This window comes from Serratia surfactantfaciens (assembly GCF_001642805.2).
In the GTDB taxonomy this organism is placed as follows: domain Bacteria; phylum Pseudomonadota; class Gammaproteobacteria; order Enterobacterales; family Enterobacteriaceae; genus Serratia; species Serratia surfactantfaciens.
The window spans coordinates 2865986-2889452 of the sequence record NZ_CP016948.1 but is presented as its reverse complement, the minus strand read 5'-3'; the positions used below and the strand labels follow the sequence as shown (position 1 = coordinate 2889452).

18 protein-coding genes are annotated in these 23467 nt (G+C 58.4%); 8 read left to right on the top strand and 10 right to left on the bottom strand.

What is annotated here, in order from left to right; all coding sequences use genetic code 11:
• Positions 1-211 precede the first annotated feature (211 nt).
• Positions 212-1408 (top strand): nicotinamide mononucleotide deamidase-related protein YfaY, encoded by a 1197-nt coding sequence (locus tag ATE40_RS13560; protein WP_025160177.1) that lies wholly within the window; start codon positions 212-214, stop codon positions 1406-1408.
• 3 nt (positions 1409-1411) lie between these two features.
• Here the strand turns inward: ATE40_RS13560 and ATE40_RS13555 are convergent, their stop codons facing one another.
• Complete coding sequence (locus ATE40_RS13555) at positions 1412-2614, bottom strand: FAD-dependent oxidoreductase (RefSeq protein WP_063919772.1); 1203 nt, start codon at positions 2612-2614, stop codon at positions 1412-1414.
• Between the two features lie 119 nt (positions 2615-2733).
• Here ATE40_RS13555 and ATE40_RS13550 point away from each other — a divergent pair, with 119 nt between their 5' ends.
• Positions 2734-3555 (top strand): AraC family transcriptional regulator, encoded by an 822-nt coding sequence (locus ATE40_RS13550; protein WP_019453696.1) that lies wholly within the window; start codon positions 2734-2736, stop codon positions 3553-3555.
• Between the two features lie 247 nt (positions 3556-3802).
• Entirely contained in the window at positions 3803-3955 is a 153-nt protein-coding gene (locus tag ATE40_RS25020; protein ID WP_004935921.1) for a Hok/Gef family protein, read from the top strand.
• A 59-nt stretch (positions 3956-4014) separates the two neighbouring features.
• Here ATE40_RS25020 and yfaE read toward each other — a convergent pair whose 3' ends face one another.
• From yfaE to ubiG, 4 genes are all read right to left on the bottom strand, one after another.
• Positions 4015-4275, bottom strand: a complete 261-nt coding sequence (gene yfaE / locus ATE40_RS13540) for a class I ribonucleotide reductase maintenance protein YfaE (protein WP_019453695.1) — start codon at positions 4273-4275, stop codon at positions 4015-4017.
• Between the two features lie 3 nt (positions 4276-4278).
• A complete protein-coding gene (gene nrdB, locus ATE40_RS13535; RefSeq protein ID WP_019453694.1) occupies positions 4279-5409 on the bottom strand; it encodes a class Ia ribonucleoside-diphosphate reductase subunit beta in 1131 nt (376 codons plus the stop codon).
• A 67-nt stretch (positions 5410-5476) separates the two neighbouring features.
• Positions 5477-7765 carry a class 1a ribonucleoside-diphosphate reductase subunit alpha gene (gene nrdA / locus ATE40_RS13530; RefSeq protein WP_019453693.1) on the bottom strand — a complete coding sequence of 763 codons (2289 nt, stop codon included), beginning with the start codon at positions 7763-7765 and terminating at the stop codon, positions 5477-5479.
• A gap of 438 nt (positions 7766-8203) precedes the next feature.
• Positions 8204-8929 carry a bifunctional 2-polyprenyl-6-hydroxyphenol methylase/3-demethylubiquinol 3-O-methyltransferase UbiG gene (ubiG, locus tag ATE40_RS13525; protein ID WP_019453692.1) on the bottom strand — a complete coding sequence of 242 codons (726 nt, stop codon included), beginning with the start codon at positions 8927-8929 and terminating at the stop codon, positions 8204-8206.
• 212 nt (positions 8930-9141) lie between these two features.
• Between ubiG and gyrA the strand changes: the two genes are divergently transcribed.
• Both gyrA and rcsC read left to right on the top strand, forming a co-directional pair.
• A complete protein-coding gene (gene gyrA / locus ATE40_RS13520; protein WP_019453691.1) occupies positions 9142-11784 on the top strand; it encodes a DNA topoisomerase (ATP-hydrolyzing) subunit A in 2643 nt (880 codons plus the stop codon).
• 165 nt (positions 11785-11949) lie between these two features.
• Positions 11950-14811, top strand: a complete 2862-nt coding sequence (gene rcsC, locus ATE40_RS13515) for a two-component system sensor histidine kinase RcsC (RefSeq protein ID WP_063919771.1) — start codon at positions 11950-11952, stop codon at positions 14809-14811.
• Positions 14812-14872: 61 nt separating this feature from the next.
• Here the strand turns inward: rcsC and rcsB are convergent, their stop codons facing one another.
• The 4 genes from rcsB to ATE40_RS13495 are packed head-to-tail and all read right to left on the bottom strand — an operon-like array spanning position 14873 to position 19855.
• Entirely contained in the window at positions 14873-15523 is a 651-nt protein-coding gene (gene rcsB, locus ATE40_RS13510; protein ID WP_019453689.1) for a response regulator transcription factor RcsB, read from the bottom strand.
• Entirely contained in the window at positions 15516-18218 is a 2703-nt protein-coding gene (gene rcsD, locus ATE40_RS13505; protein ID WP_019453688.1) for a phosphotransferase RcsD, read from the bottom strand. Before rcsD ends, rcsB begins: the two co-directional genes overlap by 8 nt.
• A gap of 20 nt (positions 18219-18238) precedes the next feature.
• On the bottom strand, positions 18239-19393 hold the full coding sequence (locus tag ATE40_RS13500; RefSeq protein WP_063919770.1) for an MFS transporter: 1155 nt from the start codon (positions 19391-19393) through the stop codon (positions 18239-18241).
• A 54-nt stretch (positions 19394-19447) separates the two neighbouring features.
• Entirely contained in the window at positions 19448-19855 is a 408-nt protein-coding gene (locus tag ATE40_RS13495; RefSeq protein WP_019453686.1) for a DUF4186 domain-containing protein, read from the bottom strand.
• Positions 19856-20552: 697 nt separating this feature from the next.
• Here ATE40_RS13495 and ompC point away from each other — a divergent pair.
• On the top strand, positions 20553-21683 hold the full coding sequence (gene ompC, locus ATE40_RS13490; RefSeq protein ID WP_025160179.1) for a porin OmpC: 1131 nt from the start codon (positions 20553-20555) through the stop codon (positions 21681-21683).
• Between the two features lie 153 nt (positions 21684-21836).
• On the top strand, positions 21837-22253 hold the full coding sequence (locus ATE40_RS13485; protein ID WP_019453684.1) for a VOC family protein: 417 nt from the start codon (positions 21837-21839) through the stop codon (positions 22251-22253).
• Here the strand turns inward: ATE40_RS13485 and ATE40_RS13480 are convergent.
• Positions 22247-22825, bottom strand: a complete 579-nt coding sequence (locus tag ATE40_RS13480) for a TetR/AcrR family transcriptional regulator (protein WP_063919769.1) — start codon at positions 22823-22825, stop codon at positions 22247-22249. The two genes, ATE40_RS13485 and ATE40_RS13480, sit on opposite strands and share 7 nt — an antisense overlap.
• Before the next feature lie 107 nt (positions 22826-22932).
• Between ATE40_RS13480 and ATE40_RS13475 the strand changes: the two genes are divergently transcribed.
• A complete protein-coding gene (locus ATE40_RS13475) occupies positions 22933-23400 on the top strand; it encodes a nuclear transport factor 2 family protein (RefSeq protein ID WP_063919768.1) in 468 nt (155 codons plus the stop codon).
• The last annotated feature ends 67 nt before the right edge of the window (positions 23401-23467 follow it).

Below are 23467 nucleotides of genomic sequence, written 5' to 3'. Positions count from 1 at the left end.
TATAGGTAACGATTTATGAGGATGGCAGGATAGTGGAAGCTCTAATTTGTGTCAAACCGGCGTTACGCGTGATGTAAATTAATATTTACATCAAGGAGGGCGGCACGGCGCATGAAGAACAGAACGATGGCTGAAATTATCCGCCGACGGTTAGTGAAAAGTTATTTACGGGCTTCTATAGTGGAATGACCAAAAAATGTGGGAGAGATCAATGTTAAGGGTGGAGATGCTCAGCACCGGCGATGAGGTGCTGCACGGGCAAATTATTGATACCAACGCCGCCTGGCTGGCGGACTACCTGTTCCAGCAGGGCGTGCCGATGAGCGGGCGTGAAACGGTAGGGGACAGCCTCTCTGCTTTGATCGAGATCCTGCAGGAACGGAGTCATATCGCCGATGTGCTGATCGTCAATGGTGGCCTGGGGCCGACCAGCGACGATCTCAGCGCGTTGGCCGCCGCTAAAGCCTGTGGCGTAGAACTGGTTGAACGGGCCGACTGGGTGGCGCGCATGGAGGCCTATTTCGCCGGGCGCGGGCGGCCAATGGCCCCTTCCAACCGCAAGCAGGCGCAGATCCCGGCCAATGCGGAAATGCTGGACAATCCGGTGGGTACCGCCTGCGGCTTTGCGCTGCAGCTCAACCAATGTCTGATGTTCTTCACGCCTGGCGTGCCGTCGGAATTCAAAGTGATGGTTGAACAGCAGATCGTGCCGCGCCTGCGTCAGCGCTTTACCTTGCCGGCGGCGCCGCTGTGCCTGCGCCTGACCACCTTCGGCACCTCCGAAAGCGATCTGGCCGCCGAGCTGGACGGCATGCCGCTGCCGCCGGACGTGGTGTTGGGTTATCGTTCATCCAGCCCGATCATCGAGTTGAAGTTGACCGGGCCTGAAAGCCGGCGTGCGGAAATGGAACAGGCCTGGCGACGCGTGCGCGAGGTGGCGGGGGACAACTGCATCTTTGAAGGCACCGCCGGTTTGCCGGCGACGCTGACGCAGCGCCTGAATCAGCAAGGATTGACGCTGGCGTTGAGCGAGCAATTCAGCGGCGGGTTGATCAATCTGCAGCTGCAGAGCGAAGGTGCGCCGCTGGCGGGGGGAGAGCTGTTGCCGGCGCATTGCATCGAAACGTTGGAAACAACGCTGGCGCGCGCCCGCTCGCTGGCGGAGTTGACCGGCGCGCCGTTGGCGTTGGCGGTCAGCGCCATGCGCGATGAGCAGGTCAGCATTGCGCTGCACACGCCACGCGGCGGCATTGGCCAGACCGTGCGTTATCGCGCGTCGCGCCACGGCCTGCGGCTGCGTCAGGAGTCGGTGGCGATGTTGGCGTTGGATATGCTGCGTCGTTGGCTGAACGGAGGCCAGGCGTGCGGCCAAAACGCCTGGCTGGAGGTCGTGGAAATTATCGAGTGACGGTCACGGCGAGTTGCCGATTTCGCTGCTTTGCAGCAGCCGCTCGGACGCCAGACGTGACAGACGTATCGCCGCCGCGCCCCGCACTTGCAGCCCCTGGCTATAGTCCCTGAGCGCCTGCGCGGCGCTGTCGGCCTGCGCCAGATGCATCGCCAGGCTGGCGGCGTCCGCCAGCGCGCTGTTGGCGCCGAGCCCACCCGCCGGGCTCATGGCGTGCACGGCGTCGCCGAGAAAGGCGATGCGTTCGCTGTGCCACACCGGTATCGCCTTCGTGACCTGCACCGCCCGCACGCTGAGCGACTGGGGCTCCGTCAGCGCTAACGCCGTTTGCAAGGCGGGCGCCCATCCCTGCGAAATATGCCGTACGCGCGCCTGCAGCGCTGCGGCCCCCTCCGCCCGTGCCGGCCCGCCGAGCCGTTCAGCCGATCCGATACAGGCCCAATAAAGATAGTCGTCGACCGGCGTGAGGCGGCAATCGGGCGCGTAGTCGGCCGCCAGCTGCGCCATGGGCGCCTGAAAGCGCATCGGTTCAATCACCAGCGACAAGCCGTCGGCGAAGACAACCGACACGCCGCGCAGCAATTCGGGGGCCAATTGGGCCCGGGTCGCCGCGTTGAGCGGCGTTTTGCCATAGAGGGTGACCACGCCGCTATCTTCGGGCCCCGCCTCGGGCAGGCAGCGCCGCCGCACCAGCGAGTTGACGCCGTCGGCGGCGATCAGCACATCGACCCGCACTTGCTCGCCGTTGGCGAATTGAAGTTCCACACCCTGTGACGTTTGTGCAAACTCACGCAGGGTATAGCCGAAGCGCACCCGATCTTGCAGACCGGCGAGTAGGATTTCGCGCAGCGTTTGCCGATGAACGCCGAGATCGCCGTTTGGTTCTTGCATGGGCTGCTGGCTGGAAGGCAGCCAGTGTTTGGGGCGGCGATCGTTAAGCGGAGCAAGCTGCGGATCCCACAGATTGCTCTCGCCGCTGTTTTGCGCGCTGCTGGCGCAGAGCAACCGATAGTGCGCCGGCGGCAGGCAGGCGGCCAGCGCCTGCTGGCCCGAAGGATCGATACGCAGCCGGTAACCCTGATCGCGCGCCTGCGGTGTGGTGTCGCGTTCAAACACCGTGGCGTGGATGCCGTAGCGGCGCAGCCCCTGAGCCAGACACAGCCCGCCGGGCCCGGCGCCGATAATGCCAATGTTGAGTGTAGTCATCCTGTTCCCTCGTGAGTCAGTGGCCGTAGACGGTAGCGGCCGGAAGCATTTCATTATGTCGGTGCGGGAAAAGGTTGATATAACGGTATCTGGACTAAAAATAGTGATGAGTGGCCAATATGAACGATAACCCTCATTTTACCGACGCGGACTGCAGCGAATGGCCGGCGGGCCCCTGGCTGATCGCCCTTGGCGGCCGCGATGCGGCGGGCCGGGAGTATCGGTTGGGCACGCGTGAATACGACTGGCATCAGCATGTCCGCGGTCAGCTGCTGTGCGTTGAAAGCGGTTTGCTGCATGTGCGAACGGCGCAAGGCGATTGGGTGCTGCCGCCGGGGCGGGCGGGTTGGATCCCGCCGGCGACGGAGCACCGGGTGCAGGTCTGCGGTGCGCTGAGCGGCTGGAGCCTGTTGCTGGCGCCGGAGGCCTGCACCGATTTGGCGAATAAACCCTGCGTTATCGGCATCAGCGCCGTGCTGCAGGCGCTGGCTCAGCGTGCGGAAGGCTGGGACAAGCGCAGCCTGCTGACCCAGGAGCAGGATCGCATGGCGCAGGTGATGCGGGACGAGATACGTCTGGCGCCGACGGAGCCGCTGCATTTGCCGATGTCGTCTCATCCGCGCCTGGCCGGCGTTCTGCAGGCCTTGCTGGCGCAGCCGGGGAGCGAGCGCACGCTGGAGGCATGGGCCGAATGGGGCGCGATGTCGCCGCGCACCCTGCGGCGGCTGATGATCGGCGAAACGGGATTGAGTTTTGCCCAGTGGCGTCAGCAGGCCCGGTTGTCACATGCATTGGCGAAGCTGGCCGAAGGCGAAACGGTGTTGCAGATCGCTGAAGCGCTGGGGTATGCCTCGCCGAGCAACTTTATCGCCATGTTTCGCAAAGCCTTCGGCGACTCTCCGGCGCGTTATTTTTCCGTATCGGCAGGAAAGAGGCGCTAAGCGGACGCTGCAAGAACAAGAATACCTTGAGGATGGTTATATATCCCTGATTAATCATAATCTTATAGGGGATATTCGCGGTGAGGGAATGCTGTTACTCTCTTGGCGGGTGCTTGAGACTGTTCGTCTTGGGCATTGTGTGACAAGGCGGATAGATGAAAGCCCCAGACTGACTCTCAATCAGAATGGGGCTGCACATACCGCCTAGACACCGGTATGGTAGCCCCTTCGCAGCAAGGAGGCAAGCATGCGCTTAAGGCATGTGTTTCACTCGCTAACCGTTGTATGTATTACGGTTTTGTTATTTATCTGGATGATAAGAGACTCGCTGTGCGAGCTGAAAATCTACCAGGAAAATATCACTATCCTGATCAGGTTGGCGTGTGAGGTGAAGCGGTAATCATAGGGCGGGGGCAACCCCGCCTTCTGGTCTCCAGGCGCGGTTTCCGGCACCCGACTTTAAATTTCCAGCTCGATATCCGTCAGCGGCATGCAGCAGCAGGGCAGGATCTCGCCGGCGTTGATAAACGCCAACGGCTGCTGGCGGTAGGCCACTTCGCCTTTCACCAGTTTCAGGCGGCAGGCGCCGCAATAACCGGAGCGGCATTGGTACTCCACCTGCACGTCGTGCAGTTCCAGCACGTCGAGCAGGCAGTTTTCACTGTTGGGGCAGGAAAGCTGCGTGCCGGCGGCGCGCAGCGTTACGGTTGGCGTCGCCATCGCTTACAGTTCGAAGTCGCTCAGGTCGTCGGCGTTGATCTCCGAGTCGATCTGGCCAACCAGGTAGGAGCTCACTTCCACTTCCTGCGGCGCTACCTGCACGTTATCGGACACCAACCAGGCATTGATCCACGGGATCGGGTTGGAGCGGGTTTCGAACGGCAGGCCGAGGCCGACCGCCTGCATGCGGATATTGGTGATGTATTCCACATACTGGCACAGGATGTCTTTATTCAGGCCGATCATCGAGCCGTCGCGGAACAGGTATTCCGCCCACTCTTTCTCCTGCTGGGCAGCCAGCACGAACAGATCGTAGCACTGTTGCTGACATTCCTCGGCGATCTCCGCCATTTCAGGATCGTCGGCGCCGGAACGCATCAGGTTCAGCATGTGCTGGGTGCCGGTCAGGTGCAGCGCTTCGTCGCGGGCGATCAGCTTGATGATTTTGGCGTTGCCTTCCATCAGTTCGCGCTCGGCGAAAGCGAAGGAGCAGGCGAAGCTGACGTAGAAGCGGATCGCTTCCAGCGCGTTCACGCTCATCAGGCACAGGTACAGCTGCTTCTTCAGCGCGCGCAGATTGACGGTGACGGTTTTACCGTTCACCTGATGGGTGCCTTCACCCAGCAGGTGATAGTAGCTGGTCATCTCGATCAGATCGTCGTAGTAGCCGGAAATGTCTTTCGCGCGCTTCTTGATCTCTTCGTTGGTGACGATGTCGTCGAACACCAGCGCCGGATCGTTGACGATGTTGCGGATGATGTGAGTGTAGGAACGCGAGTGGATGGTCTCGGAGAACGACCAGGTTTCCACCCAGGTTTCCAGCTCAGGGATCGAGATCAGCGGCAGCAGGGCGACGTTCGGGCTGCGGCCCTGAATGGAGTCCAGCAGGGTCTGATACTTCAGGTTGCTGATGAAGATGTGCTTCTCGTGCTCCGGCAGCGCCTGGTAATCGATGCGATCGCGCGAGACGTCAACCTCTTCCGGGCGCCAGAAGAAGGAGAGCTGTTTTTCGATCAGTTTTTCGAAGATTTCATGCTTTTGCTGGTCGAAACGCGCAACGTTTACCGACTGGCCGAAGAACATCGGCTCTTGCAGCTGGTCGTTTTTGGTCTGAGAAAAAGTGGTGTAAGCCATAAGCCTGAATCCATCGTAACGTGGCTAAATGAAGGGGCCGGAAAATTCCGGCCCGCTAGGTCAAACTTTAGATCTTGCAGGCGCCGCTTTCGCAGTCGTCATCGCCGGCCTTGGCAGGCTGCAAATCTTCCTGGGCGTCTTCCGCACCGTCGCGGGTGTTCTGGTAGTACAGCGTTTTCACACCGAACTTGTAGGTGGTGAGCAGGTCTTTCAACAGCTGCTTCATCGGCACCTTGCCGCCCGGGAAGCGGGTCGGATCGTAGTTGGTGTTGGCCGAAATCGACTGGTCGATGAATTTCTGCATCAGACCTACCAGCTGCAGGTAGCCGTCGTTGCTCGGCATTTCCCACAGCAGCTCATAGTTGTCTTTCAGACGTTCATACTCCGGCACCACCTGGCGCAGGATGCCGTCTTTCGAGGCCTTGATGCTGATGTGGCCGCGCGGCGGCTCGATGCCGTTGGTGGCGTTGGAAATCTGCGAAGAGGTTTCCGATGGCATCAGGGCGGACAGCGTCGAGTTGCGCAGGCCGGTTTCCTGGATCTCTTTACGCAGGGTTTCCCAGTCGTAATGCAGCGGCTCGTTGCAGACCGCATCCAGGTCTTTCTTGTAGGTGTCGATCGGCAGGATGCCCTGCGAATAGGTGGTCTCTTTGAACCACGGGCAAGCGCCTTGTTCCTGAGCCAGACGGTTGGAGGCTTTCAGCAGGTAGTACTGAATGGCTTCGAACGTTTTGTGGGTCAGGTTGTTGGCGCTGCCGTCGGAGTAACGCACGCCGTTCTTCGCCAGATAATAGGCGAAGTTGATCACGCCGATGCCCAGGGTGCGGCGACCCATCGCGCCACGGTGCGCGGCCTTGATCGGATAATCCTGGTAATCCAGCAGGGCGTCGAGTGAACGCACCGCCAGGGTCGCCAGCTCTTCCAGATCGTCCAGGCTGTCGATCGCGCCCAGGTTGAAGGCGGACAGGGTGCACAGCGCAATTTCGCCGTTCTCGTCGTTGACGTCTTCCAGCGGCTTGGTCGGCAGGGCGATTTCCAGGCACAGGTTGGACTGACGCACCGGCGCGATCTGCGGATCGAACGGGCTGTGGGTGTTGCAGTGGTCGACGTTCTGAATGTAGATGCGGCCGGTAGAGGCGCGCTCTTGCATCATCAGCGAGAACAGCTCAACCGCTTTCACGCGCTTCTGGCGAATGCTGTCGTCTTTCTCGTACTGGGTATACAGGCGCTCGAATTCGTCCTGATCGGCGAAGAACGCGTCATACAGCCCCGGCACGTCGGACGGGCTGAACAGGGTGATGTCTTCGCCCTTGATCAGACGCTGGTACATCAGGCGGTTCAGCTGCACGCCGTAGTCCATGTGACGCACGCGGTTGCCTTCAACGCCGCGGTTGTTTTTCAACACCAGCAGGCTTTCCACTTCCAGGTGCCACATCGGGTAGAACAGCGTTGCCGCGCCACCGCGTACGCCGCCCTGCGAGCAGGATTTAACGGCGGTCTGGAAGTGTTTGTAGAACGGGATGCAGCCGGTATGGAAGGCTTCACCGCCACGGATCGGGCTGCCCAGCGCGCGGATGCGGCCGGCGTTGATGCCGATGCCGGCGCGTTGCGAAACGTATTTCACAATGGCGCTGGAGGTGGCGTTGATGGAATCCAGGCTGTCGCCGCACTCGATCAGCACGCAGGAGCTGAACTGGCGGGTTGGGGTGCGCACGCCGGACATGATCGGCGTAGGCAGCGAAATCTTGAAGGTGGAAATCGCGTCGTAGAAACGTTTGACGTAATCCAGACGGGTTTCACGCGGGTAGTTGGAGAACAGGCAGGCGGACACCAGCATGTACAGGAACTGGGCGCTTTCGTAGATCTCGCCGCTGACGCGGTTCTGCACCAGATACTTGCCTTCCAGCTGCTTGACGGCGGCATAAGAGAAGTTCATGTCGCGCCAGTGATCGATAAAGGAGTCCATCTGCTCGAACTCTTCAGCGCTGTAGTCTTCCAGCAGATGTTTATCGTATTTGCCCATCTCAACCATGCGAATCACGTGAGCGTGCAGCTTCGGCGGCTCGAACTGGCCGTAAGCCTTTTTACGCAGGTGGAAGATCGCCAGGCGAGCGGCCAGGTACTGATAGTCCGGCGCATCGCGGGAGATCAGGTCGGCAGCGGCTTTGATGATGGTTTCATGAATGTCGGCGGTTTTGATGCCGTCATAAAACTGAATGTGCGAACGCAACTCTACTTGAGAAACCGAGACGTTGTGCAATCCTTCTGCGGCCCAATCGATGACCCGGTGGATTTTGTCGAGGTTGATGCGCTCTTTACGGCCATCGCGTTTAGTTACAAGCAGACTTTGGTTCATGTGGTGTTTTACCTGTCCGTATGGTGCCCCTAAGCAGAAGTGTAGTCGCTCTGCTCAGTATGTAAACACTATATATAGGGGTTGTATGTCGGTGAGGTAACAAGATAGTGAGAAAAAACGGCCTTTGCAAGTGAACAAAATCGGCCTAATTTGTGGATAACTTGGGGGTGAAATGTAACTTGCCGCGCGAAGCGCGCGCCGTGACTGGCGCGACAAGCTTGTCAATAAGCGTGATCAGATTTTCCTTAAAAACTGAAAAAGCCGATCGTTTGACGCTTTATTAAACGTTAGAAAAAAACGGCATATTGATCTGATTTAATATTCTAAAAACCTGTTTACAACGGCGATTTTGATCGAAGTCGTGTAAATTAGGTATTTTTCTTAATACGCCGCTGGCGCCGTACCCCGGTAACGCAGGGCCGGCGCGGCATACGGCGCTCAACCTTCGTGCTGGGTGTGCACCATGTAGTTCACGTCAACGTTGCGGCCAAGCTTGAAATGATCGGTGATCGGGTTGTAATGCAGGCCGATCATATGCTTTTCGCGCAGCGGCGTGCCGTCGACCCAACCGATCAGTTCGGAGGGGCGAATGAACTTCTTATGATCGTGGGTGCCCTGCGGCACCATCTTCAGCACGTACTCTGCGCCGATCACCGCCATCAGCCAGGCTTTGGTGTTGCGGTTGATCGTGGAGAAGAACACATGGCCGCCTGGTTTCACCAACTGGGCGCAGGCCCGCACTACCGAGGCCGGATCCGGCACGTGCTCCAGCATCTCCATGCAGGTGACCACGTCGTAGCGCTGCGGGTTGACCTGAGCATGGCTTTCCACCGTCTCCTGCACGTAAGTCACGTTTACGCCGCTTTCCAGCGCATGCAGGCGAGCGACCTGCAGCGGTTCCGCGCCCATGTCCAGGCCGGTCACCTGCGCGCCTTCGCGCGCCATGCTTTCCGCCAGAATGCCGCCACCGCAGCCCACGTCGAGCACCTGCTTGTCAAAAATGCCGCCGGCGCGCTGCATGATGTAGTTCAGGCGCAGCGGGTTGATGCGGTGCAGCGGTTTGAACTCGCCTTCCAGATCCCACCAGCGGGAGGCGACGGCCTCGAACTTGGCGATTTCCTGGTGGTCAACGTTTTGCGCGTGGCTGGATGATTCTGCGTTCATGGGCTTGTCTGGCTCCTTGTTCTCGTTGCGCGGATTATACATGTTCCGACGCGGCATCGTCTGCGCCGATGCGTTTTTCGCGCACGAATCTGCACAATTTCCGTGAAACAGCGGCGGTTATTTTCCCGTAAAGCGCGCTTTGTGATATAGTTTTACACCTTTGCCACTATGGCAGCGGGCAGATGAATCATTAGTAGAGGGATAGCAGCTCCATGAGCGACCTTGCCAGAGAAATCACACCGGTAAACATCGAAGACGAGTTGAAAAACTCGTATCTGGACTACGCGATGTCCGTTATTGTCGGACGCGCGCTGCCAGATGTTCGTGATGGTCTGAAGCCGGTTCACCGCCGCGTTCTGTACGCGATGAGCGTACTGGGTAACGACTGGAATAAACCATACAAGAAATCGGCCCGTGTCGTCGGGGACGTGATCGGTAAATATCACCCACACGGTGACAGCGCGGTTTACGACACTATCGTGCGTATGGCTCAGCCGTTTTCACTGCGCTACATGCTGGTGGACGGTCAGGGTAACTTCGGTTCCGTCGACGGCGACTCCGCCGCGGCGATGCGTTATACCGAAGTGCGCATGTCCAAGATTGCTCACGAACTGTTGGCGGATCTGGAAAAAGAAACCGTCGACTTCGTGCCTAACTATGATGGCACCGAGCAGATCCCGGCCGTCATGCCGACCAAGATCCCGAACCTGCTGGTCAACGGCTCGTCGGGCATCGCCGTGGGTATGGCCACCAATATTCCACCGCACAACCTGGCTGAAGTCGTCAACGGCTGCCTGGCCTATATCGATGATGAAAACATCAGCATCGAAGGGCTGATGGAACACATTCCGGGGCCGGACTTCCCGACGGCGGCGATTATCAACGGCCGTCGCGGCATTGAAGAGGCCTACCGCACCGGGCGCGGCAAAGTCTACCTGCGCGCGCGCGCGGAAGTGGAAGCCGACGCCAAGACCGGCCGCGAAACCATCATCGTTCACGAGATCCCGTATCAGGTGAACAAGGCGCGTCTGATCGAGAAGATCGCCGAGCTGGTGAAAGAGAAACGCGTCGAAGGCATCAGCGCGCTGCGCGACGAGTCCGATAAAGACGGCATGCGTATCGTGATCGAAGTCAAACGCGACGCGGTCGGCGAGGTGGTGCTGAACAACCTGTATGCGCTGACGCAACTGCAGGTCACCTTCGGCATCAACATGGTGGCATTGCATCAGGGCCAGCCTAAGCTGCTGAACCTGAAAGACATCCTCGAAGCCTTCGTGCGCCACCGCCGCGAAGTGGTTACCCGCCGCACCATCTTCGAACTGCGTAAGGCCCGCGACCGCGCCCATATCCTGGAAGCGTTGGCCATCGCGTTGGCCAACATCGATCCGATCATCGAGTTGATTCGCCGTGCGCCGACGCCGGCGGAAGCAAAAGTCGCGTTGGTGGCGCAGCCGTGGGATCTGGGCAACGTCAGCGCCATGCTGGAGCGCGCCGGTGACGACGCCGCCCGCCCTGAGTGGCTGGAGCCGGAGTTCGGTATCCGCGACGGCAAGTACTACCTGACCGAGCAGCAGGCTCAGGCGATTCTGGATCTGCGTCTGCAGAAACTGACCGGTCTGGAGCATGAAAAGCTGCTGGACGAATACAAAGAGCTGCTCAACTTTATCGCCGAGCTGATCTTCATTCTGGAAAGCCCAGAACGTCTGATGGAAGTGATCCGCGAAGAGCTGGTGGCGGTCAAAGAGCTGTACAACGACGGCCGTCGCACCGAGATCACCGCCAATACTTCCGACATCAACATCGAAGACCTGATCAACCAGGAAGATGTGGTGGTGACCCTGTCTCACCAGGGTTACGTGAAGTATCAGCCGCTGTCCGACTATGAAGCTCAGCGCCGCGGCGGCAAAGGCAAGTCCGCCGCGCGTATTAAAGAAGAAGACTTTATCGATCGCCTGCTGGTGGCCAATACCCACGATACGATCCTGTGCTTCTCCAGCCGTGGCCGCCTGTACTGGATGAAGGTGTATCAACTGCCTGAAGCCAGCCGTGGCGCGCGCGGTCGCCCAATCGTCAACCTGCTGCCGCTGGAAGCCGATGAGCGTATCACCGCCATCCTGCCGGTGCGCGAGTATGAAGAAGGGCGTCACGTGTTCATGGCTACCGCCAGTGGTACCGTGAAGAAAACCGCGCTGACCGAGTTCAGCCGTCCGCGCAGCGCCGGCATCATCGCCGTCAACCTCAACGAGGGCGACGAGCTGATCGGTGTCGATCTGACCGACGGCAGCAACGAAGTGATGCTGTTCTCCGCCAACGGTAAAGTGGTGCGCTTCCCGGAAACGCAGGTTCGTTCGATGGGCCGTACCGCCACCGGCGTGCGCGGCATCAACCTCGGCGAAGGCGACAGCGTGATCTCCCTGATCGTGCCGCGCGGCGAAGGCGATATCCTGACCGTCACGCAAAACGGCTTCGGTAAACGTACCGCCGTGACCGAATACCCGACCAAGTCACGCGCCACCCAGGGGGTTATCTCCATCAAGGTGAGCGAGCGTAACGGTCAGGTGGTCGGCGCCGTGCAGGTGGAAACCAGCGACCAGATCATGATGATCACCGATGCCGGCACGCTGGTGCGTACCCGCGTTTCGGAAGTCAGCGTGGTGGGCCGTAACACCCAGGGCGTGACGTTGATCCGCACGGCGGAAGACGAAAACGTCGTCGGCCTGCAGCGCGTGGCCGAGCCGGTGGAAGACGAAGAGCTGGACAGCCTGGAGCCGGGCGCGGAAGCGGCGGAAGAAGACAGCACGCCGCTGGACGATGGCGACGACGCGGCTGAGCCGATGGACGACGACAACGTTTAAGCAAGGTGAAGGCGTCGGCATGCCGACACCGTAATGCACCGAGACAAAAGGGCCTGGCAGCGATGCTAGGCCCTTTTTCAGTTATATGGTTTAATTGGGCACCGAGCCGCCGGCCGCCGCGCCGGCGACAACGCGCGCCGTCACTGACTTTCGTATGGTACCCGATTGAAATACTTAGCCTCTTTTCGAACTACGCTGAAGATATCCCGCTATCTGTTTCGGGTGCTGGCGATTTTGCTGTGGTCGTTGGGAGCGCTGCTCACCACCTTTTATATTCTGAATATTCTGCATCAGAAAGAGTCGGACATCCGGCAGGAATACAACCTCAATTTCGATCAGGCGCAGGGCTACATCCGCCATTCCGCCGATATCATCCGCGACATCAAGTATATGGCGGAGAACCGCCTCAACGGTTCGGTCAGCAGCCTGGACATGTTCAGCGGGGTGTTTCCCGGCAAGGGCAGCCCGCCGCAATTCTTCCCGCTGTACCCGGAGTCCAACTGCGCGCTGAGCACCACCTACCGCAGTTCGCTCGATTCGCTAAGCGGCCTGATCCAGTATTGGAAAGAGAACTTCGTGGCGGCCTACGATCTTAACCGGGTGTTCTTCATCGGCGGCGACAGCCTGTGCATGGCGGAGTTCGGCGGCGGCAATGCGGTCGCCAACCGGGAAAACGTGCTCAAGTCGCTGCATGAGCGCATTCTAAAATACCGCAATGCCAAGAATCTGGATAAAGACAACAACCTGTATTGGATCAGCCCCAGCGCGCAGCGGCCGGACGTCGGTTATCTGTATGTGTTGACGCCGATTTATATCGGCAACAAGCTGGAAGCGCTGCTGGGCATCGAGCAAACCGTTCGGCTGGAGGACTTCGTCACCGCCGGCAACCTGCCGATCGGCGTCACGCTGCTGGATGAGAACAACGAGCCGGTGCTGCGCCTGGCGGATGGCGATCGCTATGCCGCTTCGCTTAACAGCTATCCCGCAGAGCACGCCTACTTTGGCTATGTCGACAATTACCGCGACCTGATCCTGAAGAAAGCGCTGCCGCCTTCTTCGCTGAGCATCGTCTATGCGCTGCCGGTGAAAAGCGTGGTGGAACGCTTCAAGATGCTGATCCTCAACGCGCTATTGCTGAACCTGCTGTCGGCCATCGTGCTGTTCACGCTGGCGTGGCTGTTTGAGCGCAAGATGTTCCTGCCGGCGGAGGACAACGCCTTCCGGTTGGAAGAACACGAGCAGTTCAACCGCAAGATCGTCGCCTCGGCGCCGGTGGGCATCTGTATCCTGCGCATCAGCGATGGCACCAATATCCTGAGCAACGAGCTGGCGCACAACTACATCAATCTGTTGACCCACGAAGATCGCGATCGCATTACGCGCATCATTTGCGAACAGCAGGCGAATTTCGTCGATGTGATGACCAGCAACAACAACAACCTGCAGATTAGCTTTGTTCACTCGCGCTACCGTAACGAAGAGGTGGCGATCTGCGTGCTGGTGGACGTCAGCGCGCGCGTGAAGATGGAAGAGTCGCTGCAGGAGATGGCGGCGGCGGCGGAGCAGGCCAGCCAGTCGAAATCGATGTTCCTGGCCACCGTCAGCCATGAACTGCGCACGCCGCTGTACGGCATTATCGGTAACCTCGATCTGTTGCAAACCAAGGCGTTGCCGCAAGGGGTGGACCGGCTGGTCAATGCGATGAACAACTCTTCCGGCCTGCTGCTGAAGATCATCAGCGATATCCTCGACTTCTCCAAGATCGAGTCCGAACAGCTGAAGATCGAGCCGCGCGAGTTCTCCTGCCTGGAGGTGATCACCCATATCGCCGGCAACTACTTGCCGCTGGTGGTGAAAAAACGTCTGGGGCTGTACTGCTTTATCGAACAGAACGTGCCGGAGCGCATCTTCGGCGATCCGGTGCGCTTGCAGCAGGTGCTGTCCAACCTGGTGAACAACGCCATCAAGTTCACCGATACCGGCTGCATCGTGCTGCAGGTCTGCACTCGCGGCAGCTATCTGGAGTTCAGCGTGCGCGATACCGGCGTCGGCATCCCGGAGAAGGAGATCTCGCGCTTGTTCGATCCGTTCTTCCAGGTCGGCACCGGCGTGCAGCGCCATTTCCAGGGAACCGGTCTGGGGTTGGCGATCTGTGAAAAACTGATCAACCTGATGGACGGCGATATCGCCGTCGAGTCCGAACCGGGGCTGGGCAGTCTGTTCAGCATCCGCATTCCGCTGTTCAACGCCCAGTTCCCCATCCCGCAGGCCAGTGATACCTGGCAAGGCCGTCGGCTGTGGCTGGATATCCGCAATCAGCGGCTGGAAAGCTATCTGATGGCCATCCTGGACGGGTACGGCGCGGATATCCAGCGCTATGACGGTCAGGAGACCGCCGCCGGCGAGGTGATGCTCAGCGATCATCCGCTGATGCTGGATACGCCGCTGCTGGCTCAGATCCAGTTCTCCACCGAGCATATCGGCCCATCGCTGGAAACCCGGCCAGGCTATTGGATGCACAGTACATCCACGCCGCGCGAAACGCTGACCTTGCTCAACCGGTTGTTCGGCGTCGGCGGCGGCGCGGCAGAGGGGCTGGTGCAACTGCCGGTGCCCGCCAAGGCCAGCGCGGCGGACAACGGCGATATTCATCTGCTGGTGGTCGATGATCATCCGATCAACCGTCGCCTGCTGTCCGATCAGCTGGGATCGCTGGGATATCAGGTGGTGACCGCCAACGATGGCGTGGATGCGCTCGGCGTGCTGAAACAGCACCGCGTCGATATTGTGCTGACCGACGTCAATATGCCGAATATGGATGGCTATCGCCTGACGCAAGAGCTACGGCAGATGCAGTTCAGCGCGCCGGTGATCGGCGTGACGGCGAACGCGCTGGCGGAAGAGAGGCAGCGCTGCCTCGAGGCGGGCATGGATAATTGCCTGTCGAAACCGGTCACGCTGGAGACGCTGGAGCAGACGCTGGCGTATTACAGCCAACAGGTACGATACAGCCGCAGCGAGGCCTGAAAAGCAAACAGGCACGGCGAATGCCGTGCCTGTTTGGCGTTAACCTGCCGTGAGGCGAGGGTTACTCTTTGTCCAGCGGCGTCATGCTGACGGAGGAGAGGTAGTTGAGCAAGGCGATGTCGTTTTCGACGCCCAGCTTCATCATCGCCGATTTCTTCTGGCTGCTGATGGTTTTGATGCTGCGGTTGAGTTTCTTGGCGATTTCGGTCACCAGGAAACCTTCGGCGAACAGACGCAACACTTCGCTCTCTTTCGGCGACAGACGTTTGTCGCCATAGCCGCTGGCGCTGATTTTCTCCAGCAGTTTAGAGACGCTTTCCGGCGTGAATTTCTTGCCTTTCTGCAGGGCGGCCAGCGCCTTCGGCAGATCGGTCGGTGCGCCTTGTTTCAGCACGATGCCTTCGATATCCAGATCCAGTACCGCGCTCAGGATCGCCGGGTTGTTGTTCATGGTCAGCACGATGATCGACAACTGCGGATAGTGGCGCTTGATGTACTTAATCAGCGTGATGCCGTCGCCATACTTGTCACCCGGCATCGACAGATCGGTGATCAGCACGTTGGCGTCCAGCTTGGACAGATTGTTGATCAGTGCGGTTGAGTCTTCGAACTCCCCAACGACATTCACCCATTCAATTTGCTCAAGCGACTTCCGGATGCCAAACAGTACGATAGGATGGTCATCAGCAATAATTACGTTCAGGTTATTCATGTTGTTGGCTACCTTGCTTCAGCAGTCTGCTGACGAAAAAATCAATCTGACTGATGTTATTCTCGATCTCGGGCGCATCACCTTCTGCGATGCGCTGTTCTAACGATTCGCACAGCTGCTTGCCGGGAAGCAGATTTAACATGGCAAACACGCCTTTCAGGCGGTGTGCGGTTTGTGACAGCGCATTGAAATCACTGCTGCCCGCCTCAGTATACAGTTTTTTGACATCGTCGGGTACTGTATCGACAAACAGCCCATAGTAATCACTTGATTTCAATTGTTTTTCATAGAGTTGGATATCTTCTGAGCTCAATGACAGCGGGCTTTCTTCCTGCTCCAGCGCGGCCATTTGCTGTTCGATCAGCATCAGCACGGCGTCGATTAAAGCGCCGTTCAGGTTGTAGTTCACCCGAATGTAGCGCTTGTCCAATGCTTGCCAGCCCGGTTCATCGCTCGCCAGCAACAGCGTGTAATCATCGGCGCGCTGCGGGTTATCAGTCAGCAATACGTCATAATCGCGATTGACCGCCCGATCTTCGGCGACGATACAGTCGGCACCGTAGGCTTGCAGCAAGCGGGTCACGATGCCGCGCACTTCATCCGACGTGACGTCCAGCAGGGCGGTGACGCCGTCGAGCAGCTTTTCCTGATCCTGCGGCTCTTTTTTCTCCATCTCCATAGCGACGCGAATGGTATAGCGGGTGCCGATATCCACTTTGCTGCGAATGTCCAACTGGCCGTTAAGCTTCTTGCACAGCTGATTGCACAAGAAGAAGGTGAGACCGGAACCGTGATTGAAGCGGTCCACCAGCGTCTGGCTGAGGAACGGGTAGTTGAGGTTGCTGATCTCTTCGTTGGAGATGCCGGAGCCGGTGTCGTTGATCTGAAAAATCAGGCGGTCCGGGTGTTCGGGCTCATGGTCGACCACCAGGGAAATCTTGCCGCAGGCGGTGGTGATAATGGCGTATTGCACCAGCAGCGAGATCACTTTGCGCAACGCGTTGGCGTCGCCGATGTAGTTTTGTTCGACGTCCAGCTGGAAATGCTTGAACAGCGCCAATCCCTTCTGGTTGAGGGCGGGCAGGGCCTCCAGCAGCAGCTCATCGACCATTGCCGCAGGGGAGAACGGTTCGCGCGTGGGTTGCCAGTCCTGGGTTTCCAGCCGGGTCAGCAGGGTGATGTTATCGATCAATCCCAGCACCGAAGCCGACTCCGCCGCCAGCTGGCCCAACAGCGCCTGCTGTTGATCTTCACCCGACGAGATGCGCAGGCGATCGACCAGATCGTGCATCTGGCGCACCGGCTGGTTCAGCTCGATGCCCAGGTTGTGCAACATCAGCTTACGCGCCTGAACGTTCTTGTCGTATTCGCGTCGTGCCTGCTGCAGCCGCTTGTTCACCATCACCTCTTTATCCTGATCGTGCATCAGGAACAGGTAAGTGTCCGGCGATAGCTGGCTGCGGAAAATGCGAATTTCATACACCTCGTTGTTGACCGTAGCCTGGATCACCCCGTGATGCTGTTCGGCCATGTGGGCGATTTTTTGCAGGCTGAGGTGCGGCAGCAGATGTTCGGCGATTTTGTTGCTGGCGATCACCGTATTGTTGGCGAAGCTGTAAACCAGCAGGCCGGAGGGCAGGCTGGCGATGATCTCTTGATTCAGCGCGCGCTCGGCCTCAAGCTCCACCGCCATATTTTCGCTCGGACGAATGTACTGGCGGCGGATAAAGTAGATGCTCAACATCGACAGCCCCAGCAGCAACAGATTGACCGCGATCAGCCAGATGTTGTTGCGCAGCAGATCGATGGCCAGATTGATGGCCGAAACGCGATACACCACCTTCAGCGGCGCATTGGGCAAGGCGGCGCTGAACTCGACCCAGCCACCGCTCATCGTCGTATGGGAGCCGAGTGCGGTTTCCGTCGGAATCGCGTTGTCGTCAAGATCGGCATTGTCTGGCAGCAACAGGAAATTGGCGCGGGCCAGATTGGCAGGAATGATATCGTTGATCGGCATATCGAAGGCGATCACCGTCGCCAGATGTCCCGGCTGATTGAACGTGGTGCGAATCGAGAACGAATAGGCGTTCTGGAAGCGTTGCTTGCGCAGATCGGAAAAGCTCTCGCGTTCGTCGAGCATATTGGCCTGCTGCAGCATCTCGGCGCGGCGTTCGTCCGCAGAGGTGGTCAGGTAGCTTTCCCGAAAGCGCGAAGCCAGCTCTTTGAGCGGCTGGGTGGTGATCAGACTGAGGCTGTTGTCCTGGCCATTGAGATAATACATGGCGTAGTTCTCGGTCTTGGCGCCCCAGCGGGTGTCGAGGTAGTCCGAGATATTGGCGATCATCGCCAGCGTGTTCTCGTCATGACTGCCGAAGATCACCGCATCGGTTTTCTTATGCTGCTTTTCCACATAATAAACGTCGGGCCGCAGGCGCGTCTCCTGCAAGCCGGGATCGGCATTCTGCGCCGGCGCATTGCCGAATTTGTCGTAGACCTGGTAAGTCATGTAACGGTAGGTGTCGATGCGTTTTTGCAGCGAACCGGCGATGCTGTTCAGCGTGTATTTCTTTTCCGCCAACCAGGCGTTGGTGTAGTTGTAGCCATACAGACCGATGCCGATCGTCAGCAGTACGATAAACAGCAGGAAGCAGCGGGTGATATTGCTGGAGCTAATGGTCAGTTGCTTATTTTGCATAGTGGCTGCGCATTCCTGAATCAGCGAGTGACGGCCCTGGCGCTGGCGGTGACCGCCAACAGCAGAACGGCTACGCAGGCGAAAGCCGCCGTCAGGCTGGAAAACTGAGCGATAAAACCGATCAGCGCCGGGCCGGCCAGAATACCGGCATAGCCGACGGTGGTGACGGAGGCGATCGCCAGATTGGCCGGCATGTCGCGCTGGTTGCCTGCGGCGCTGAACAGGATCGGCACGACGTTCGAGGCACCGAGGCCGACCAGCATGAAGCCGACCAGCGAAACGGTGGCGTGATTGAAGGCGATGGCCAGGCTCAGACCGAGAGCGGCGCACAGGCTGCCCAGCAGCAGCACCCGGTAGCGGCCTAGCGAGTTCACCACCCGATCGCCATTGAGCCGGCCGAGCGTCATGGTGATGGAGAACAGCGCATAGCCCAGGCCGGCCTGACTGTGTTCGACGCCGCGCAAGGTGGTGAGAAACAGCGCGCTCCAGTCGAGCATCGACCCTTCCGCCAGAAACATGATAAAGCACAAAATGCCGATAAACATCACCCAGCCGCGCGGCAAGACGAACATCGGCCCGCCGTCGTCGGCGCCGCTCTCACGCAGCAGATGGCGGCTGGCGAACGCCAGCAGCACTATCACCGCCAGCACGGTGAGCAGGGTGGATTGCAGCGGCGTCAGCCCCAGCCACAGCAGCGCGCTGACGCCGCCGGCGCCGGCAATGCCGCCGATGCTGAAAAAGCCGTGAAAGCCGGACATCATCGCTTTGCCGCTGGCGCGCTCGACGATCACCGCCTGTACGTTCATCGCCACGTCGATCATGCCGATCGCCGCACCGAACAGCAGCAGCGCCACGGCCATGCCGCCGAGGGAATCCATCAGCGCGAGCAACGGCAGATCGATGCACAGCCCCAGCCCCGCCATCAGGATCACCGCGCGGCAGCCCAATTTTCCGGTCAGGAAGCCGGTCAGCGGCATCGCCAGCATGGAGCCGGCGCCGATGCACAACAGCAACAGGCCGAGCGAACCGTCATCGATGCCGATACGTGCTTTGGCGAAGGGCACCAGCGGCGCCCAGGCGGCCATGCCGAGGCCGGCGACGAAAAAGGCCAGGCGGGTGGCGATCTGTTGAGGAACGCCGGGCGTTTGCTGTTCATTGCACAAGGTGGCTGTCATGTAAGCGTCAGGATCTTGGATCAAAAGAGTGGCGAAAGTTACTGACAGTTTTTATCACAATCCGCGATCCGGGTCGAAAAGATTCGCGCCTGGCTCCTCTCTGGCGCCGCCGCTGCGCACCAGCCACAGCTTGATCGCCTGGACAATATAGTCTTTTTGCCGATCGTCCAGTGCGACGCCCTGCGGTATGCCGTGCCATTTTTCCAGACAGCCGCGGCAGCAGGTGGCGGTGGCGTGTTGGGCGACGAACACCGGATGGCCGCGCATCGGCGTCTGCCTGCCATCGTTTTTGGGGTGAGCGGCGGCCAGGCGGCGATCGATAAAATCACGGGCATGGCTGAGGATCAGCGGCAAGCCTTTGTCATCGAGATAGGCTTGATCCTTGGTATTTAAACGGAAGCGGGCGCGGAAAGACGAGCTTTGCAGCCGTCGCCACAGCGCGTCGGGTTGAAATGGCTTCATTATCTATTTGCTCGCAGCAAGGGCGGTTTTTTCAGGCTACCAGAAGTGAAACTCCGCGGCTAATTATGCCTGCGGTGGAAAATAATGGGCGGGATAAGGCACGAAATGAAAAGCAAGCTCAATTTGTAGACTAAAATAAGGAAAAAGATTAGCAATTAGTGCGGAAGTAAATTAGTGAAACTATATCATGGGGTTATTTATTTGCTTGCTATTTGTGCGGATCGAAATTGTGAGGAGAGTGTGAAGAAAAATAAAAAACCGGCCAGAAGCCGGTTAAAGGAATGCAGAAATTATCTTCGGGTAATGAAGGTAATAATGAAAATAATGATGATAGCGAAGTGATTATAGCGGCTGCGTGCGGACAGCGTTTTGGCACAATGTGCTTATTGCCCGGTTCAATTGTATGGTTGGCTTTTTTTTCTTAAAGATATGTATAACTACATGATTTTTTATCAATTAATCTATTCTTTGTCTTTAAGTGCTTTATTTTGTTTGTCTGTAAGGTTTTGTGAAAGTTCGCGCGTATTTACATTTTGAAACCTTTATTAATTACAATGAAACACTATCGGATACTTGGTATCATTTTCTTTCTGGATTAATATAACCCTTGTTACCAGAATGGTAATGCACAGTCGTGCTAATAATGCTCGAAAAGGGCAGTGGCCGTAGCTCGACATAATTAACGAGGATAATAACGATGAAACTTCGAGTACTCTCTCTGATGGTACCCGCACTGCTGGTTGCAGGCACAGCAGGCGCGGCGGAAATCTACAACAAAGACGGTAATAAACTGGATTTGTACGGTAAAGTCGACGGTCTTCACTATTTCTCCAGCAACAACGGTGCGGACGGCGATCAGTCTTATATGCGTTTTGGCCTGCGCGGCGAAACGCAGATCAGCGATCAGCTGACCGGTTACGGCCAGTGGGAATATCAGGCCAACCTGAACCACGCTGAAAATCAGGACAACAAGAACTTCACCCGTTACGGCTTCGCCGGTCTGAAATTCGGCGACTACGGCTCCTTCGACTACGGCCGTAACACCGGCGTGCTGTACGACGTCGCGGCTTACACCGACTTGCAGCCTGAGTTCGACGGCTCGACCTACGGCGCTGACCAGTTCATGTTCCAACGCTCCAGCGGCCTGGCGACCTACCGTAACAACGGCTTCTTCGGTTTGGTTGACGGCCTGAACTTCGCCCTGCAGTACCAGGGTAAAAACGGCAGCGCTGAAGAGACCAACAACGGTCGTGACGTTCTGGGTCAGAACGGCGAAGGCTACGGCATGTCCATGAGCTATGACATGGGCTACGGCATCAGCGCCGCAGGCGCCTTCTTCAACTCTCGTCGTACCAGCGAGCAGAACGGCGGTGGCGGCTACCAGAACATCATGGGCCGCGGCGATAAAGCAGAAGGGTATTCCGGCGGTCTGAAATATGACGCCAACGATACCTACCTGGCTGTGATGTTCACCCAGTCTTACAACGCGGCGCGTTTCGGTAGCTCTACCAGCGATGCTTTCGGTTACGCCAACAAGGCGCAGAGCTTCGAAGCCTACGCGCACTACCAGTTCGACTTCGGTCTGCGTCCGTTCGTAGGCTATAACCAGACCAAAGGTAAAGACCTGGGCCGCGCCGGCAACGGCAAGGACTACGGTGATGAAGATCTGGTCAAATTCGTCGACCTGGGCGCGACCTACTTCTTCAACAAAAACATGTCCACCTATGTTGACTACAAAATCAACCTGTTGGACAACAACGACTTCACCCAAGCTGCCGGTATCAACACCGACAACGTGGTTGCCGTGGGCCTGGTTTACCAGTTCTAAGCCTCTGCATGTGAATGTCATCGCGCGGCCTTCGGGCCGCGCTTTTTTTTGCCTGTAAAGAAGCACGGATTGATCCGTGAGCGGCACGGGAAGCGCTTTGGGTTTCCGCCCCTCGGCCTACGCTGTCAATACAGCAAACAGAGCGGAGGTGATATGGAGCTCAAGATCGATAAAGTGATCGAGACGGTGTTGTACGTCAGCGATATTGAGCGCGCGGACGCTTTCTATCGAGAGGTGCTGCAGCTGCCGGTGATGGTCGCCAACGAGCGATTTCGCGCCTATAACGTCGGCGATCGGAGCGTATTGCTGCTGTTTGTCGAGGGTGATTCGCTGCGCGGGGCGCAGTATCCGACCGGCTTTATTCCCGCTCACGATGGCGTGGGGCCGGCGCATATCGGGCTGGCGGTGGCGAAAGAACAGCTGCTGCATTGGGAACGGCATCTGATGGCCAACGGCGTGGAGATTGAGGGACGAATGCGTTGGGAGCAGGGCGGCGAGAGCATTTATTTTCGCGATCCCGACGCCCACCTGTTGGAGCTGGTGACGCCGGGCATCTGGGCCAATTACTGATCGAAGCCGCCTTGCGCCAGTATTGTCAGCGTGGCATCCAGCACCTGCAGCGCTGCCTGTGGTTGCCGCTCTATCTGCACCCTGACAATGGCGCCGTCGATCAACATCGCCAGCATCGCTGCGTGCTGTTCCCGCTGTGGGCCGGCGGGCAGGTGGCGCGCCAACTCATCCGTCATCTGCCGCTTATGCTGGCTGGCGATTTGCAGGCTTTCCGGCAGCAGGTCGGCGATCTCCACCGCCGTATTGATAAATGCGCAGCCGCGAAAGCGCGGATCGTCGAACCATTCCGCCAGGCAGGGGGCCAGCGCCGGCAGCAGCCCGCCGGCCTGCGCCACATGGCGCGCCAACGATGCGCTGAACCAGCCCAGCCACTGCTGATGGCGATAGGCCAAAAACGCCGTAATCAGGTCGTTCTTGCTGGGAAAGTGGCGGTAGAACGTCACCTTGGTCACCCCTGATTCCTTGATGATGCGATCGATGCCGGTGGCGCGGATCCCCTCCTGATAAAACAGATCGTGCGCCGTCAGCAAAATGCGCTGGCGGGCGGGCAAGGCGTTGAGATCGGCGGTCATCATTTTCTCCCGGGCTATTTTCGGGTGATTGTAGACAACTCTGTCTACATGCGCTAGCGTAATATTGTAGACAGAGTTGTCTACATACCTTCACCCAGGAGATGAACATGAGCATTAAACCCCCATTGCCGCCTTTTACCCGCGACTCGGCCATTGAAAAAGTGCGGCTGGCGGAGGATGCGTGGAACAGCCGCGAGCCTGAGCGGGTGTCGCAGGTGTATTCGCTCGATACCCACTGGCGGAATCGCGCGGAATTTGTCGACGGCCGCGCGGCGGTGGTCGGTTTTTTGCAACGCAAGTGGGCGAAAGAGCTGGAGTATCGGCTGATTAAGGAACTGTGGGCGTTTGACGGCGCGCGCATTGCGGTGCGTTTCGCTTATGAATGGCGCGATGATTCCGGCGACTGGTATCGCAGCTTCGGTAACGAAAACTGGGAGTTCAATCAGGATGGGTTAATGATCAATCGTCATGCCTGCATTAACGACATGCCGATCCGCGAGCAGGATCGGCGTTTCCATTGGCCGCTCGGTCGACGCCCGGACGATATCCCGGCCTTGAGCGATTTCGGTTTTTGAATCCGATGTCGCGCCCGCGATGGCCGCTCGTGAGAAAAAACGCACCGATCGACAAAGGGGAATTTGT